Raw genomic sequence first — 15,043 nt, 5'->3', positions numbered from 1 at the left:
GTCAGTGTCCCCCTGTGTCAGCGGCTTCGGCGGCAAGTTCGGTTTCGAGTTGGGCTTGTTGCTCACGCAATTGCGGTGTCTGCTCGGCGAAGACGTACCGGAACAGATCGAGCGGATCGTGCGGGCGGTCGACGTTCATGCCGGCGCGAAGTGTGGCGGCCTCGGTTTCTGCCTCTGCGGTCAGTGATTCCACGAACGCGTCGTCGATCAGATCGTGTGCGCGCAGATACTTTTCGAGACGCGGCAACGGGTCTCGCCCTAGCCAGCTTTCCACCTCGGCGCTGTCGCGGTAGCGGGTGGCGTCGTCGGCGTTGGTGTGTGCGTCGATGCGATAGGTGTGTGCCTCGACGATCACCGGCCCGTTTCCGCTGCGGACGAAGCGCGCCGCCTCGTCCATGACGGCCATCATCGCAACAGGATCGTTGCCGTCGACCTGCTCGCTGCCGATCCCGTAGCCGACACCCTTGTGCGCTAACGTCGGTGCTGCGCTTTGACGTGACAACGGCACGCTGATCGCAAATCCGTTGTTCTGCACCAGAAAGACGACCGGCGCCTTGAAGACGGCGGCGAAGTTCAGCGCTTCGTGGAAATCACCCTCACTGGTGGCCCCGTCGCCGCAGAGCGCCAGCGCGACGGTGTTCAGGCCCCGTCGGGACTCCCCGTAGGCCACCCCCGCTGCATGCAGCAATTGCGTTGCCAGCGGGGTGCACTGCGGCGCACTGCGCAGCGCTACCGGGTCGTACCCGCAGTGCCAGTCGCCGGCAAGCATGCTCAGAATCTGCACCGGATCGACACCCCGAGCAGCCAACGCCATCGAATCCCGATAGGTGGGGAAGAGCCAGTCACTCGGCTCCAGACTCATCGCTGCCGCGATCTGGCATGCCTCCTGCCCTCGCGAGGACGGATACACGGCCAAGCGCCCCTGTTTGGTCAGCGCCGTCGCCTGCTGGTCGAAACGTCTGCCCAGGAACATCTTTCGATACATCTCGATCAGGCGATCGTCGCTCGGTTTTGCGTAGCGGGCCTCGCTGCGCGTCAGTTCTCCAGCAGGGTCGAGGTACTGCACCGCGGAATCGGCCGGCAGGAACTTTTGATACCGCAGTTCCCCCAAGGGCTCGACAAGAGTCACTTCTACCTCCAGAAGACGTTGTGTCCATCAGTATTCGCACTTCGGCGACGTAATGGCAGAAGGCGTCGAAGATTCAAGACAAACGGCCTATCATGAGGATTCGGGCAGCGATATGTCCATCAACCGACTCGACTACCGAAGCAGGAATGGACAGATGGCCACCGAACCGCACGCTCTCGATGCGATCGACCGCCGCATCATCGCCGAACTGGTCGCAGACAGTCGCATCTCCATGCGTGCACTGGCCGAGAAGGCGCACATATCTCGCGCTCACGCCTACGTCCGCATCGAAAGGCTCGAGGACGCCGGAATCATCACCGGATTCACGACGCGGATCGCCCATGAGAAGGCCGGACTCGGCTCCTCGGCGTACGTGGCGCTCTCGATCAGGCAGCACTCGTGGCGAGGTCTGGCTGCGTCGTTGAAGGCACTGCCGTTTGTCGAGCACTTCTCCCTCCTCGGCGGCGACTTCGACGTTCTGGTGCTGGTTCGAGCCCCGGACAACCAGGAACTACGCCACACCGTTCTCGAAGAACTCCAGGGACTCGACGGGGTTCTCTCGACCAAAACGTGGCTGATCTTCGAAGAAGGCAACGGTCCGGGACCCAACTGGTTGCCCGGCTGATCCGTCTATAGTCGCCGTTAGCAGTTGCACATGGGAGGTGACTCGAATGACCCTGTACGGCCTGGGAATCGGTTGGCGTCCCGAGGTATCCGGAATCATCGCGCAGCTAGACGGCCTGGCATTCTGCGAAGTCATTGCCGAATCCATCGGAACCGAGATACCGCCGCACCTCGGTTCGCTGGGAGTTCCGGTGATCCCGCACGGAATCTCGCTCTCCCTTGGCGGGGCCGAGGCGGTAGATCAGGCTCGGGTCGATCACCTTGCGCATACAGCCCAGCTACTGGACGCCCCCTTGGCGAGCGAGCACATCGCATTCGTGCGGGCGGGCGGCATCGAGGCCGGGCACCTGCTCCCACTACCACGCACCTACGAAGCCGTCGACGCCTTGGTACGCAACATCACCCGGACTCAGGACGGTCTACCGGTGCCGTTTGCCGTCGAAAACGTTGCCGCCCTTTTCGACTGGCCCGACGACGAGTTGACCGAAGGGGAGTTTCTCTCGGAGATCGTCGACCGCACCGGGGCTCTGCTGGTTCTCGACATCGCGAACGTCTATGCCAATGCCCTCAACCGAGGGCGTGATCCCTGGGCCGAGCTGAGCCGGCTACCACTCGAGCGAATCGCATACTGCCACATCGCCGGTGGCAGCATCAGCGACCGCAAATACCACGACACGCATACCGATCCTGTGCCCGAAGCCGTGCTGGAACTCCTTGCGCAGTTCACCGCCGCCGGTCACCATCCCGCGATCATGCTCGAGCGCGACGGAAACTATCCGCCGGCACTGGAATTGCTCGACGAGCTCGATGCCATCGCCGACGCAGCGGGTCTGGATCGCATCACCGCGGGCACCGATTGGTCACGCACATGAGCACGCTCGGTGAGCGTCAAGAAGCGCTTATTCGCGCTCTGGTGGCGGGTGGCGAACTACCCGAAGGCTTCGACAAAGACGATGCTGCCGTTGTCTCGACGGCACTGCTCCGAAAGCGCGCAGGAGAAGTGGCGCACCACCTTCCGGTCGTGCGCCACACTCTCGGCGATCGCTATCTTCGGTTGTTCACAGCGTGGGCCGACGGACGGCCGAAGACGTCTTCGCACGCGGACGCCCAGGCTTTTGTCGCCCACCTCCAGGACATCGGCGAACTGCCTCGCTCGCCCTGGCATCAGAGGTTTCGAAGGCTCTTACGCAAGTGAGACAACGGCTTCGCTGGTGTACATGAGGAACGTCATCGATTCCTGGAAGTACAGCTCGACGGAGTTCGCATCGTGCGAGAGGTAACCGATGGACAGGTCCTGGCCCAGATGCAGTTCGTAGTCACCACCACGCGTCGACAGCAGGAAAGCGCCGTCGATGGCCGGGGCCCAGATGATCTCGCCGTCGAGAACGCGTCGCAGGTGCTCGCGGATGGGGTAGCCGTGATCGGAGGTCTCGTTGATCGCGGTGAACGCGTCAGCGTTCAGGAGCAATGAGTACGGTCCGTTGACACCGGCCAGGCGCAGCGACGTGATCGCCTGGCTGATGGCTTCCGGGTAGTCCTTGGCGTCGATGGGGAGCTTCAATTCCGGGTTGGAACCGCTCGCCCGCACGCCGGTAATGCTGGCTGCGGGGTATCCCTCGAAGATGGCGCGGTCCTCGGCGAACGCGATCTGCTTGGCGGCATCCTTGACCGGCTGCCAGTCGGAGTCCTTGGCGCCGCGTTCGACGTCGTCGATGGCCTGACGGCTGACGGTGAACGGGACCCGCAGTTCGATGACCGGCTGCGACTGACGAGCGTGTGCGATGACGCCGTCGGCCAAGGGATTGATCGGCACCTGATGTCCGAGCGGGATGGCCGCAAGATCGTCACCTGACGGGCCCTCCACGTCCACCACACGACGACCGGCGACGTGGCGCTTGAAGGTACGGCTCGCCTCTTCTTCGATCTCGGCCCAGGCTGCTGCCGAAATGGGTGCTAGGTCGCGGTGCAGGTTTGTCATTGCTGGGCACTCCTTTTGAGGCTGCCGATTCCGAGAGAACCGTCAGAGATGGGCGCTGTGAACGTCGCTTCGGGAACGAGCCTGGTCGGCAAGTCCGGGGGATCGTCGAGAAAGTCCGCCGTCGGAACGAAGAAATTGATTCCGGTGACGGCGGTGGAGAAATCGAGAATGCGGTCGTGATTGCCGACGGGATTCCCGATGAACATGTTGGTGAGCATCTGCTCGGTGACCGTCGGCGACGCCGAGTAACCGATGAAATAGGTACCCATCTCAGCGGAGCCGACGTGGCCGAACGGCATGTTGTCGCGCAGAATCTGGATCTGCTCACCGGATTCGTCTTCGATGACGGTGAGTGCGGTGTGGGAGTTGGCCGGCTTGGTGTCGTCGTCCATCTCGAGATCTTCGAGCTTGGAGCGTCCGATGACGTTCTCCTGCTCCTCGACGGGCAGGGAGTTCCACTCCGACATGTCGTGGAGGTACTTCTGGACGATGACGTAACTGCTGCCCGCGAAGTCCGGATCCTCGTCACCGACGGTGACCGCGACGTAGGCGGCCTGCCCGGACGGGTTCTCGGTGCCGTCGACAAAACCCATGAGGTCGCGTTGTTCGAAGTACTTGAACCCGTGGACCTCGTCGATCACCGACGCGGCGCCGGCCAACCTGTTGGTCACGACCGTGGCGAACTCGAAGCACAGGTCCATTTGACGGGCCCGGATGTGGAACAACAGATCGCCAGGTGTGCGGGGAGCGTGGTGTTTGTCACCGGTCAACTCGACAAAAGGATGCAATTCTGCCGGCCGTGGACCCTCGAACAGACGGTCCCACGCATCCGAACCGATGCCGACGACGGCGGCCAAGCCACCGGCGGGAACCCGGAATCCGATCGAGCGTTGCAGTCCGGAAATATCGGCCAGAACGTCGTGAACTGCCTGCTCACCACCCTCGTCGATGGTGAAAACCAGGAAGATCGCAGCTTCGGTGAGCGGGGTCAGCAACGGCTGCGGTATCGCGGGAAGGGCCACTTCGGCCTCGTCGATCTCACTCGTTTCCGCCATGCAGACCAGTATGGACGATTCCGGCAGTCCCGGCATCAGTAGTGGGTAAGACGAGTGAAGGTGTCGCGTTACGGTGTCGCGGCCTGGGCACCCGCATCGAAGCCAGCCGGAATCTCGAAGATCTTTCCGTCGAACCCAGCGCGGTAGAGATGCCCGGCCGCGAATCCGGAAGTGCCACGCCCGTAGGTCAACACACTCGACGCCTGCAGTCCGCTGGTGAGCGAGCAGTACTGGCCGGGTCCGTCGATCCGCCACACCTCACCACTGATGTCCGTGGGAACGATTGCGCGATCTCGCGAGTCCAGGGTCAAACCATCTGGGGCAGAGAAGGTTTCGAGACCGCCGAGATCGACCAACGATTCCGAATACCCTGGATTGTCGACGGAGATGCGGCTGACACCCGGGTTTGCGAACGTGCGCGAGACGTAGAGCCAGCGATTATCGGCGCTCAGGGCTGCGCCGTTTGCACTCGGGAAGGTCGCCCACGCCGGGTCGACGGCACCGCCTGGACTGACCTTACCGATCAACGAACCGAAATCGTTGGTGGCATAGATCGTTCCGTCGTGCGCGACGGCGAGGCCGTTTGCAGCGCTCAGACCACCGGCGATCGGCGTCACGGCACCCGAGTTTACGTCCACCCGCGCGACCGACGCAGCACGCGTCAGATCGCCAATCAGCACGCTGGCGTTTGCTCCGGTTCCCACCAGCAGTGAACCGTCCGGGCTCCACGCGAGTGCGCCCGCACCGCCGGGAACCGTCGCGATCGGAACTGCGGCCTGACCAGGCGCGTCGACGCGGAAGATTCGACCACTCACCAGGTCTGTCGTGTACAGGCGACCCTGCCCGTCCACGGTGACACCCTCGAGGGCCGCGCCCGGAATCTGGGCGCTGAGGATTGCGGGGGACGAGCCAGGGCAGGGCGGCGCGGCCGCGGCACCGGACACACCCAGAGCCAGAAGCGAACCGGCAACAAGAGCACCGGTGATACCTACCCGAATACCGCGATCGAAGATCCTGGTGCGCATCTGCGCAACGCTAGACCTTCGGCCCGATTTCGCCTAGAGCGACCGAAGGAAAGAGATCAAAAGTTCATTGACCTCGGTAGCACGTTCCTGCTGTACGCAGTGCCCCGCGCCGCCGAGAAGGTGCACACCCCGCAGGTCGGGGACGGTGTCCTTCATGCGGTCCAATGCCTTGGGGCCGCTCATCGCGATGACCGGATCCTCGGCGCCCGCGACGAAGAGCGTCGGGACGTTCACGTGCGCGCCGTCCAAATCCGCACTGCGTTCCCAATTGGCGTCGTACGCTCGGTACCAGTTCAAGCCGCCTGTGAAACCTGTTGCAGTAAAGGCCTTTACATAAACATCCAGATCGTCCTCGGTGAGCCACGACCACGGCAATGCAGGCGCCTCGGGCAGTACGTCGAGGTAGCCGTTTCCTTCGGCCGGGTTCTTCCAGACGTCGAGGTACCGGTAAGCCCCGGAGAGGGCATGGAAAAGCCGCTGAAGAAACTCACCTGGACGGGCGTCGAGTTCGCGCTCCGCGACACCCGGTTCCTGGAAATAGTGAATGTGCAGAAAATGTTTGCGCGCCATCGCGGCGTAGATGGTCGAGGGTTTTGCGGGAAACCGGTCGGGCGCATAGGGGACCGCCAACGAGACAAGCCCCGCAACACGATCGGGATGGCGCAGAGCGGTGGTCCACGCGACCGGCGCGCCGAAATCGTGGCCGACGAACACCGCTTTGTCGATTCCGAGAGCGTCGAGTAGATCGATCAGCCGGTTCGCGACGGCATCGTTGGTGTAGTCCTCGACCGCTTCGGGGCGGGTAGTGCCGCCGTAACCGGGCATGTCGAGTGCGATCGCCCGAAAACCCGCTTCCGTCAACGCTGCCGACTGATGCCGATAGCTGTACCCGAGGCCGGGAAAGCCGTGACACATAACCACAGCTGTCCCCGAACCGGAATCGTCAATCTGCCAACGGAATCCGTCGACATCGATCGTCTTGACCGTCATGTCAGGCGGTGATCATGTCTTCCTGGTTCCAGAATGCACGCATCGACAGGATCTTTCCCTCGTCGTCGAAGGTCATGACGTCGATGGGTGCGATGGTCAGGGTCTGCTCGCCGAGCTTGGTGATCAGCGAGAAGTGGAATGCCGCTTCGTTTCCGGCGATGCGGAGGGTCTGAAGGTGAGCTTCCTGGTCGAAATTCTCGATCACGGAGTAGAACTCGAGAATGGACTCGCGGGTGGTGCGCACGTCGGTACCAACCGGGTCTTCAACGGTTGCACCCTCGGCATACAGGGCCACAACCTGGGCGGCAGTGCCCGTGGCAACTGTCTCGATGTAGGCGTCGACGGTCTTGCGGATTACCTCTGCGGACGGTGCCATGGTCTACCCCTCGTAGTTAGAACAGGTTCTAATTCTGAGGATAACCTACGTCTCTGGTCCACGGGTCAGGTTTCGAGCACCTTGCGCAGGCGAGCCTTCTTCCGGTTCTCCCGGACGATCCAGACGACATCGGCGTCGTCCGACGCCTCCAGGGAGACGAATGCCGGCAGGGCATTCTCCGGATCAGCCGCGACCGCGACGCTCCAGCAGTATCCGAGCGCCTGCCGGAGAGTACGTGTGTCGGCGTCACGACGGGCATCAGCTGGTTGCGAGACGATCCACTCGGTAGCGTCTCGGCACACCTGGACGGCCAGCGCAGCGTTGGTCCTGTCCTTCAGCAACCGTGGCTCGCAGATCCCGGCAGCCGCTGCGCGCAGCGTCAATGGATGGGTGGAGCGTGCCCACTGCTCGATGATCGCCCGGAACAATTCCGGATCCGTGTCGCCTATCGCTTGAACGGCCATCGCGGCAGCTTCACGTGCACGCCACGAAGCACTGGTGGTCGCCTCCGTCAGACTGTCCAGAACAGCCTCGTCGCGTGAACGAACAAGGATGAATCCGAGCCCGACGATCCCACAGCAGCGGATGTATTCGTCTTCGGACTCCACCGCCTGCAGGATGTCGTCGTCATCGGCGCCGCGCGCGAACTCGAGCATGAGCGCGAGGTTCGCGCGCGGGCCGGGCAATCCTGAACGCTCCTGCAGATAACTCCACAGCTCATCGCCGTCCAGATCCGCGAACGTCATGGGAGTCCTTTCGTCAGTACACCCAATCCTGTCAGCCCGGATCTACACGCGCAGCATTTCCGATCAGTGAGCCGGGAGAAGGGACGTCTCCTGCTGCACACCGTCTTCTGCGCCGATCTGGACGATGTTTCGCGGCAGGAAAACGGCAGCGATCGCACCGAAACGCCGGTTCCAACGAAGTGTTCCGCGAAATGATCACTGAGCCAGGCGATCACATCCTCAAAGCGACAGTCGGCCGGCGCGAGCAGTTCGCTCGGGAATTCAGCCTCCCGATCGACAACGCAGCGAACACCGCCTACACCGATGCAGTAGACGAGCTTTTGGAAATCGGAACCGAGGATGCGGCATGAGTAACGCCAAGGACCGGATACGCGGAAGCGCTGAGCGCGCAAAACCCAGCCATCATTGGCATCGCCGAAAATGCCATCACCTCAGCCGAATTCAATGACACTCCCACTGTGCGCCGACTCGCCTGGACCCTGTGGCGAGCACCATCGGAGCCGCTCACGGCGCCGCTGCACTGCACATCGACATCACGTCCCGCATCGAGGACCTCGTCGCAGCGCACCTGCACGGCACACTCGGTTGACCGCATTTCATGCCAGAATGCGAAAACCACAATGGAATTCGAGAGACCGCGTTTCTGCAGAGTGTTTCGATTGAACTGTCCAGTCGCGTAAGTCTGCAACAGGTACGCGCGCTCTTCCGGCGTGAGCTTGTGCTGACGACCCTTCATCTTTCCGGCAGCCGCAGCCGCAGCATCCCGCGTTCTCGACTGGATCGGGTCTGACTCGAATTCGGCCATCAATCCGAGGACGCCGATGAACATCTTGCCCATCGGATCGGTGGGGTCGTAGATCTTCCCGTCGATCGACAGCGCAACACCCTTATCCGCCCGTCGCCCCACCGTTTCGTGAAGGCCCTTCGCTGATCGGCAGAGTCGGTCGAGTTTGGTCATGCAGAAGACGGCGCCTTCGCGGGCAGCGTTGATCGCGTTGTCGAGTTCGGGCCGCTGAGTCTGTCGGCCACTGATTCCGTGATCGGCGCAGACGCTGTCTCGATCGACTCCCTCCTTGGCGAGAAGCTCGACCTGAATCGACGAATCACGAGCCGCCGTACTGACCCGTGCGTAGCCGACCTTCATTGCACTCCCGATTGTTGCCGCTCACAACGTCCTGCACACGAATCGTCCGCTAGAAACGATGCCATACAGGATTCTTTCAACGGACAGTAGAAATGGACGGAACGCGCCGAAATTTCCCCGGGTGAATCGCACGCAGGAGTGTGTTTGCGATCGTCCGGTATGAACGATGGTCAAAACGCACACCCAGACCCGCAGGAAGCTGTTCAGCCGCTTTCGCTTGACTAGCTCAGTTCGGAGAGAGGCGGGCTGCCGCCGCGCATGAACAGCGGTCAATTACGAGATTTTTCCTTCGTTCAGTTGTTTCAGCTCCTGGAGCTCGACCCATCGCTGCTCTAATCCTGCAAGAGTCGGGCTGACACCCTGAGTGATGAGCGCTTGGGAGTGAGCGTCGATGTACCGGCAGGCTTCTTCGAACACTTCGCTGACCTTGGGGATGATTTGTCCGAGCTTGTCGATGTTGATGCTGCCGAGTGTTGTCATCTGAACATTGGCCTGATATCGCCGAGTCACTCCCTTGAGTAACTCCTCCTCCGTGAAGACCTCACACCAGGAACGAAGATGGCTGTACCCAGTGTGCACCAGCGCATCTCGCGCTTCACCATCCAACTGGTTGGCAGCCTGAATGGTGCTGTTGATCCTCTTCTTGATCGCGTTCAAGGTGTCAATGCGCGGTCCGGTGGCACGAAACACTTTGCCTTTGCCGATCTCGTCGGTGATCTGGAAGTATGCGCATCGCTTGGACTTCTCGAACAGTGCGAGGAGCGTCGTGGCGAACAGAATGTCATGAGTAAAGACGATGACCTGGTTTTTGTCGGCCAGACGAGCAATACGCTGGGCAACTTCTTTAATCCGTCGATGATCGAGGCTTGAGACTGGATCGTCGAATACAACTGGTGCCGTGATGCCCGCGAGACGTGCCTCGGCGAGGAAGTCTGCGAGCGCCAGCACTTTCTGCTCGCCCTCGGACAGCACCTTGGACGGCTTGTGCTTGCCACTGAGCACCTTGCGGCGATGCGCCTTACCATCTCGGCCGAGGAATTGAACCTTGAGCGAGGGTGCGCGGAGCGCTTCGCACTCCTCAAGGAACAGTGCATCGAAGCTCTGATTGATGAGTTGGCCGCTGGCGGTCTTGGCTAGCTCGGTCACGGATCGGCCGAGGCCCGGCAGTGGGCGTTTGAGTGTCTTGAGTCGATCGGCCTCCTTGGCGTTCTTGACCTGTGTCTCAATCTGCGACCAGGACGTACCCAGTTCGACAGCGTCTTTGAGTTCGAGCAGTTCAGCCTGCTTTTCGTTTAATGCCTCGGTTCGGCCCGCTTGCAGGGCTTCGAGTTCCGAGATGCTGTTGCCCACGGAAGTGAGCGCTGTGTCGACGTCGGCGCGGGGTTCGGCCACGAGGTCGTCAATCTGGATGCTGATCGACTGGCCTGCGGCGACTGCTGTGGCGACAGTGCTCCGTGCCGCTTCGATCGCTTCAATTTGAATGAAGTATGTCGGGCGCTCGCTTGGATCGGCGTCCTCGTACTGCTGGATGAACGTTGTCATCTCGTTGCCTTGGAGCGCGGCGGCGTCCCGCTTGTAGCCATGGAGCGTTGTTTCGGTGGCGCCGAGATCCGCCGAAATCTTGTCCTCCAGGTACGTCGAGTAGCGTGTGAGCAGATCACGCGCCGGATCGAGTAGTGGCTGGCGGCAGTAAAGGCAGCGGTCTGCATCGTGTGCCTGAACCTCGACGAGATGCTGGCGGTAGGTCTCGCCCGCGTTGATGAAGTCGTTCCACGTGTCGTCGGGATCAGCAGGCAGATCCGCAGCCGCGAAAAGTTCACGGCGGAAAGTCTCGTAGTCGACCGTGAGCTGAGCGCGCTTCGCCAGTGCCTCGTTGTACTTGGCCTGTTCGAAGCCATGCAGGGCTTTGGCTGTGGTCACGGCCTCCGACAGAACTCGCTGCTCGCTCTTGAGGCCAGCGATCTGGGCACCCATCGTGTTGGCGCGCAGGGCCGCAACACCTTGGGTCAGGGCATCGAGCTGTTGATCGACTTCATTACCGCTCTTGGCTTTGGTCTTGAGGTCGGCGAGATCGGTTGAAGCACCAAGGGTCTCGATCAGAGGGTAGATTGTCGACCCACGCTCGAACCTGGAAAACAGCCCCAATCCACTCGTACCGAGCTCGGAGATAGCCACGTCGATCTGCGCGGTTACCGCCTGAATTGCGGTCGTGACGTCGTTGAACAGCGCCAACGAGGCCGGCGTGTAGACGTAGTCGAGGTCTTCGTCGACGTGGGTACGCACAGCAGGGCTGTCGAAGATCGACATGCGCGTGAACGGCGACACGCCCAACTCGCCCGCCCAGGTCAGAGTTTGGTCGTCTTCGCCTAGTTTGAATTCGAGCTCGGCGGACTGCGCTTCCGAGGAGTCGGTATCGATGTTGCCTAAAATCGTGTCGGCGGTTCGACTGTTGGCCAGAGCCTTGAATATGCGCGAGTAGCCCGTCTTGCCGGTGCCGTTCTCGCCGTAGAGGATTGTCAATCCCTCATGGGGCTCGATCACTACGCCCGCCATCAGCGCGTTGACACCACGCACTTCGGAGAGCCGTGTCAGCGACAGGGGCGGAGCCAGTTCGTCCTGGCGAGCCTCAACCTTGAGCGGCGGAACGCTCGGAAGCTCGCGCTTGTCGAGCGTCTTCTCCTGCCGGAATAGCAGGTAAGCCTTCTCGACCACCGAGGTTCCGACCGGGCGTCCGGTAGCGATCACTTCGGCGACTAGCAAGCGCACCCATTCGTCATTGTTGTTCGCCCATTCGGCGAGTTGCGCCCGTGGGTCAATCAGCTCGGTCGGCTCATCGACTTCGGCTTCAGCTGGCCTGGCCATTAGGCCTCCCCATCTTGCGGTGCATAGTCGCGATTTCGTCCGATCAGTCGGCCCTCCGACGGTCCCAAGGATCCGATCAGCGGTGCGTGGAAGTCACTGTGAGATCGATGCATGACATTGCCCTGCCTCGCCGACGCAGCATGACGCCCCAACAGCTCGATCCAGGCCGGGATAACACGCATCCAACAACCCTACCGTGAGGTCTGTTAATTGCGCCGTGGCCAGTACACTTCGCCGATGGTCAAAACGCACACTCAAAGCCGCAGGAAGGCGCTCAGCCGTGATCGCTGGCGCGGCGCGAAACTCACCGACAAACGAGGGTTCGGGAAAAACTATTGAGCCGGAATCTGCGACGCTCTCTCCGTGGTCACGTCAACCCGTCGACGGGGGATCGGCGCACGCCGTACGCACATGCTTGACTTCTCTGCACTTGGATGATGTCGAGCTGAGATAGCTTGGGGGCGTAAGATGTCGAGGTTCGTGCGGTTACTCGACAATGAGGTCGTCCAGCGAATGAGCAGCTACAGTCGCCACTATCATGTTCCCCCTGATTGTTTCACCTTCCGCAGTCAATTGGGCTGTCGAAAACGCGTCGGCGTGGAACTGGGCAATCCTCATGATTCTCCTGGGTGGACTTATCCCCGTGGCGATCGATGCCATCACTAAGTAGCGCAAGCACTTCGCTCGCAAGAAACAAGCCTGCCCAAACCCGGTGGCGCTCGGCCTCGTCGGTGTCCCCCCAGATCACCGACAAGGCACGTGTTCGGCGCACTGCTTGTGCGTCTACGTTTTCGTTGTGTCGTGGGTGCACCGGCGGTTGATCGCTGATTCCTCGGTTAAATAGATTGCAGCTGAGGTCCTTTCAGCGGCTTTAGCTACCAAAGCCTGCGCTGCCCGCGGATGGAGGTTCGGTTGTCGTTTCGTCGCCTTCGATCGGGATGTTGACGATCGGACCGAGCGATGCATCCGCGTTCACATCGACGGCCAAACGTGCGGCCTCACTGCCGTCGCTCTCGCGGACCACGATATGGTGCCGGCCAGGTTCGGCGTCGCCGGGAATAGTGACGTCCGTCGTAACGGTGCCGGAGTTGGCAGCGGTGACGGCGGTGAGAAGGACGGGATCGGATTCGAAATAGATGGTGTAGCCGCGACCGTCCACAAGCCCTGTGATGTTCAATCGCAGCGCCTGTCCCCGGGCGTATCCAGGGGTTGCGTCGGGGGATCCGTTGGGGAGCAGCCGTAGTCGCAGTGGCGGTCAGTCCTGCCAGCTCTGCACCACTTCGTTGTTGTCGTTGACGATGCCGGCGAACCAGTTCGTTCCCGGTCCGGAGGCATCGAGCCCACCGCAGCGGCCCGACAGTACATGTTCGTAGGCCGCGTAGGCTTCGGTGCCGTCGAAGACATCGTTACCGTTGATGTCGAAGCGATCTTCGTCAGCGTAGAGCGGGCCGGGCTGGAATTTGGTCAGAGCTGCACTTTTCAGTGCGGCGTTGTTCAGTGTTATGCGCACCGACACCGACGTTGCACCCGGGGTGAGCGCAATCGGTTCGCGGTAGCCGAGCAGGCTCTCGATGCTGGTCAGCCGCTTCCCGCTGGCGGTGATCTGAATGATGTCGAGCGCATCAGGCGCCTGCGTTGCACTCCGGTTGGCCATATTCATCCCGACTTGGCATTGAACGAGCGTCAGAAACAGGTCGTACATCCTCAGTCGATCGCCCGATACTGCCGCCTGATCCAGGCTGTAGGTCGCGGTGACCGACTCGCCGACGCCGTACACGTCATTGACGGGCTCAATTTTCGGTTGTGGCCTGCAACGCCTTCGACATGTACTCGACCTCGCTCGTGGCATATCTGTCGGAAAACTGTAAATAGTGCAGTGCCCGACAGATGCCGTTCGGTTACGCAAGGGTGTCGAGCGCAGATCAGAACCCCGCCCACCAGATCGACGCCCTGACGCGGGTGGGGATCGACGCCCAACATTCACACCGGTCACGCGGGCGGCGCGAAAGCCTCACGTCCGCAACTTGATGCGGTGCTGACCCGACTATGTAGCGATGACACGTTGGTGATCACCCGACTGGATCGGTTGGGACGATCGGCGTTACATCTGATCACTCTCGGCGCCGAGTTACGCGAGCGCGGGATCGGATTGAAGGTCTCGAGCAGAGCATCGACACCGCCACAGCGGAAGGGCGAGCGATGTTCGGAATGCTGTCCGTCCTTGCGGAACTCCAACGTGAATTGATCGTGGCCAACACTCGGGACGGCTTGGCCGTTGCGCGGGTGCGCGGCAGATGGGGCGGCCGTCCGTCGAAGCTCGACGATGATCAAATCGCACTCGCCCAGCAGCTCTACGACGCGGGGGGAGAAGACGGTCGCGCAGATCGCGGCGATGTTGAATGTTCCCCGCACTACTGTCCCTTGGTATCACAGTGCAAACCAACGGATGGTTTGATTCATAAAATGTTCGACGTCGATAATTCGCCGGAGTTGATGGTGATTAAGCGAAGTCAGAACTGATTCCACCATGTGGCAAATGCGTTCCAGGCTGTGCTGGTCCACCCCCAGACGGGAGGCATGACAAACAGGTCAGGTAGGTATCCGATCGATGTTTCGTCTCCTCAGAGTGGATTCCACCAGGCGGCCAGTGGCAGCAAGAATGCGTACCAGAACAGAACTTCTTCGGGAAAATCAGGTAGGGGTCCGATCATGCATATTTCCTTCCCTGGCTTACTTCGTTCATCGCGCCTGATAGTGGCGCGTTACGGTGCAGGCGCTGCGCACAGGAGCGGTGCGCTTGAGAGGTGGGAAGCGGCTGGGGTCTGGGGTGGCCGATATATCGTCGAGGGGAAATCTCTACGCTTCCGGCGGGACACACCGCTACTCCGCGGGACGGCTCCGGTTCCGTGCCCCTTCGAAGGCGCCTTAGGGATCGCCCGGGCCAGCGGAAACGGCTTGTGAAACACCAAGTCTGGCTACTCCACCGAGCTGCCTCGGCGGCCGTGCCGAACGCGCTACTGAACAACGGGCCGGCCTGACAGGATCTCGTAAGGGCCCCGTTAATACCACGTCGATCGCGACAAGCAACGGCAGGTTGTGCTCCGAAGAGCAGCG

Annotated in this window: 15 protein-coding genes and 1 pseudogene; 4 read left to right on the top strand and 12 right to left on the bottom strand. The window is 61.4% G+C overall.

The features are described from left to right. Window position 1: 1 nt before the first annotated feature. The gene (gene pdhA / locus EEB12_RS15555) at window positions 2-1,129 is read right to left on the bottom strand and encodes a pyruvate dehydrogenase (acetyl-transferring) E1 component subunit alpha (RefSeq protein ID WP_097386605.1); all 1,128 of its coding nucleotides are present in this window, start codon (window positions 1,127-1,129) and stop codon (window positions 2-4) included. Between the two features lie 154 nt (window positions 1,130-1,283). Here pdhA and EEB12_RS15550 point away from each other — a divergent pair, with 154 nt between their 5' ends. The 3 genes from EEB12_RS15550 to EEB12_RS15540 are packed head-to-tail and all read left to right on the top strand — an operon-like array spanning window position 1,284 to window position 2,948. Continuing rightward, window positions 1,284-1,754, top strand: coding sequence for an Lrp/AsnC family transcriptional regulator (locus tag EEB12_RS15550; RefSeq protein WP_020971454.1), 471 nt, complete (start codon window positions 1,284-1,286; stop codon window positions 1,752-1,754). Window positions 1,755-1,800: 46 nt separating this feature from the next. Continuing rightward, the gene (locus tag EEB12_RS15545) at window positions 1,801-2,625 is read left to right on the top strand and encodes a DUF692 domain-containing protein (protein WP_141488076.1); all 825 of its coding nucleotides are present in this window, start codon (window positions 1,801-1,803) and stop codon (window positions 2,623-2,625) included. Continuing rightward, a complete protein-coding gene (locus EEB12_RS15540; RefSeq protein WP_019746170.1) occupies window positions 2,622-2,948 on the top strand; it encodes a hypothetical protein in 327 nt (108 codons plus the stop codon). The genes EEB12_RS15545 and EEB12_RS15540 overlap by 4 nt, the downstream gene beginning before the upstream one ends. Here the strand turns inward: EEB12_RS15540 and EEB12_RS15535 are convergent. From EEB12_RS15535 to EEB12_RS15480, 11 genes are all read right to left on the bottom strand, one after another. Further along, window positions 2,937-3,731 (bottom strand): family 1 encapsulin nanocompartment shell protein, encoded by a 795-nt coding sequence (locus EEB12_RS15535; protein ID WP_020909834.1) that lies wholly within the window; start codon window positions 3,729-3,731, stop codon window positions 2,937-2,939. The genes EEB12_RS15540 and EEB12_RS15535 overlap by 12 nt on opposite strands. Then, a complete protein-coding gene (locus EEB12_RS15530; RefSeq protein WP_141488075.1) occupies window positions 3,728-4,786 on the bottom strand; it encodes a Dyp-type peroxidase in 1,059 nt (352 codons plus the stop codon). The genes EEB12_RS15535 and EEB12_RS15530 overlap by 4 nt, the downstream gene beginning before the upstream one ends. A 68-nt stretch (window positions 4,787-4,854) precedes the next feature. Continuing rightward, the gene (locus tag EEB12_RS15525) at window positions 4,855-5,811 is read right to left on the bottom strand and encodes an SMP-30/gluconolactonase/LRE family protein (RefSeq protein WP_141488074.1); all 957 of its coding nucleotides are present in this window, start codon (window positions 5,809-5,811) and stop codon (window positions 4,855-4,857) included. Window positions 5,812-5,844: 33 nt separating this feature from the next. Further along, window positions 5,845-6,801, bottom strand: coding sequence for an alpha/beta fold hydrolase (locus EEB12_RS15520; protein WP_141488073.1), 957 nt, complete (start codon window positions 6,799-6,801; stop codon window positions 5,845-5,847). Window position 6,802: 1 nt separating this feature from the next. After that, window positions 6,803-7,177 (bottom strand): nuclear transport factor 2 family protein, encoded by a 375-nt coding sequence (locus tag EEB12_RS15515; RefSeq protein ID WP_021332592.1) that lies wholly within the window; start codon window positions 7,175-7,177, stop codon window positions 6,803-6,805. A 65-nt stretch (window positions 7,178-7,242) separates the two neighbouring features. Further along, a complete protein-coding gene (locus EEB12_RS15510; RefSeq protein ID WP_046379705.1) occupies window positions 7,243-7,923 on the bottom strand; it encodes a HEAT repeat domain-containing protein in 681 nt (226 codons plus the stop codon). Window positions 7,924-8,218: 295 nt separating this feature from the next. Continuing rightward, window positions 8,219-9,067: a recombinase family protein gene (locus EEB12_RS30860; RefSeq protein ID WP_258537320.1), complete on the bottom strand. Its 849-nt coding sequence runs from the start codon at window positions 9,065-9,067 to the stop codon at window positions 8,219-8,221. A 273-nt stretch (window positions 9,068-9,340) separates the two neighbouring features. Then, the gene (locus EEB12_RS15500) at window positions 9,341-11,929 is read right to left on the bottom strand and encodes an AAA family ATPase (RefSeq protein ID WP_141488072.1); all 2,589 of its coding nucleotides are present in this window, start codon (window positions 11,927-11,929) and stop codon (window positions 9,341-9,343) included. Then, entirely contained in the window at window positions 11,929-12,111 is a 183-nt protein-coding gene (locus EEB12_RS15495) for a hypothetical protein (protein ID WP_141488071.1), read from the bottom strand. The genes EEB12_RS15500 and EEB12_RS15495 overlap by 1 nt, the downstream gene beginning before the upstream one ends. 689 nt (window positions 12,112-12,800) lie before the next feature. Further along, the gene (locus EEB12_RS15485; protein ID WP_141488070.1) at window positions 12,801-13,106 is read right to left on the bottom strand and encodes a hypothetical protein; all 306 of its coding nucleotides are present in this window, start codon (window positions 13,104-13,106) and stop codon (window positions 12,801-12,803) included. Window positions 13,107-13,184: 78 nt separating this feature from the next. Then, window positions 13,185-13,706 (bottom strand): hypothetical protein, encoded by a 522-nt coding sequence (locus EEB12_RS15480; RefSeq protein WP_141488069.1) that lies wholly within the window; start codon window positions 13,704-13,706, stop codon window positions 13,185-13,187. 255 nt (window positions 13,707-13,961) lie between these two features. Between EEB12_RS15480 and EEB12_RS30850 the strand changes: the two are divergent. Further along, a pseudogene (locus EEB12_RS30850) lies at window positions 13,962-14,449 on the top strand (recombinase family protein). Window positions 14,450-15,043: the final 594 nt, after the last annotated feature.

The sequence above is a fragment of the Rhodococcus sp. WS1 genome, assembly GCF_003797745.1.
GTDB lineage: Bacteria > Actinomycetota > Actinomycetes > Mycobacteriales > Mycobacteriaceae > Rhodococcus_F > Rhodococcus_F erythropolis.
The sequence above is the reverse complement of the archived record's forward strand: the minus strand, read 5'-3'. Positions and strand labels throughout refer to the sequence as shown.

Excerpts from the sequence above, each read along its gene's own strand:
- EEB12_RS15550 (WP_020971454.1), top strand. The coding sequence starts at position 1,284 with ATGGCCACCGAACCGCACGCTCTCGATGCGATCGACCGCCGCATCATC.
- EEB12_RS15545 (WP_141488076.1), top strand. The coding sequence starts at position 1,801 with ATGACCCTGTACGGCCTGGGAATCGGTTGGCGTCCCGAGGTATCCGGA.
- EEB12_RS15540 (WP_019746170.1), top strand. The coding sequence starts at position 2,622 with ATGAGCACGCTCGGTGAGCGTCAAGAAGCGCTTATTCGCGCTCTGGTG.
- EEB12_RS15535 (WP_020909834.1), bottom strand. The coding sequence starts at position 3,731 with ATGACAAACCTGCACCGCGACCTAGCACCCATTTCGGCAGCAGCCTGG.
- EEB12_RS15530 (WP_141488075.1), bottom strand. The coding sequence starts at position 4,786 with ATGGCGGAAACGAGTGAGATCGACGAGGCCGAAGTGGCCCTTCCCGCG.
- EEB12_RS15525 (WP_141488074.1), bottom strand. The coding sequence starts at position 5,811 with ATGCGCACCAGGATCTTCGATCGCGGTATTCGGGTAGGTATCACCGGT.
- EEB12_RS15520 (WP_141488073.1), bottom strand. The coding sequence starts at position 6,801 with ATGACGGTCAAGACGATCGATGTCGACGGATTCCGTTGGCAGATTGAC.
- EEB12_RS15515 (WP_021332592.1), bottom strand. The coding sequence starts at position 7,177 with ATGGCACCGTCCGCAGAGGTAATCCGCAAGACCGTCGACGCCTACATC.
- EEB12_RS15510 (WP_046379705.1), bottom strand. The coding sequence starts at position 7,923 with ATGACGTTCGCGGATCTGGACGGCGATGAGCTGTGGAGTTATCTGCAG.
- EEB12_RS30860 (WP_258537320.1), bottom strand. The coding sequence starts at position 9,067 with ATGAAGGTCGGCTACGCACGGGTCAGTACGGCGGCTCGTGATTCGTCG.
- EEB12_RS15500 (WP_141488072.1), bottom strand. The coding sequence starts at position 11,929 with ATGGCCAGGCCAGCTGAAGCCGAAGTCGATGAGCCGACCGAGCTGATT.
- EEB12_RS15495 (WP_141488071.1), bottom strand. The coding sequence starts at position 12,111 with ATGCGTGTTATCCCGGCCTGGATCGAGCTGTTGGGGCGTCATGCTGCG.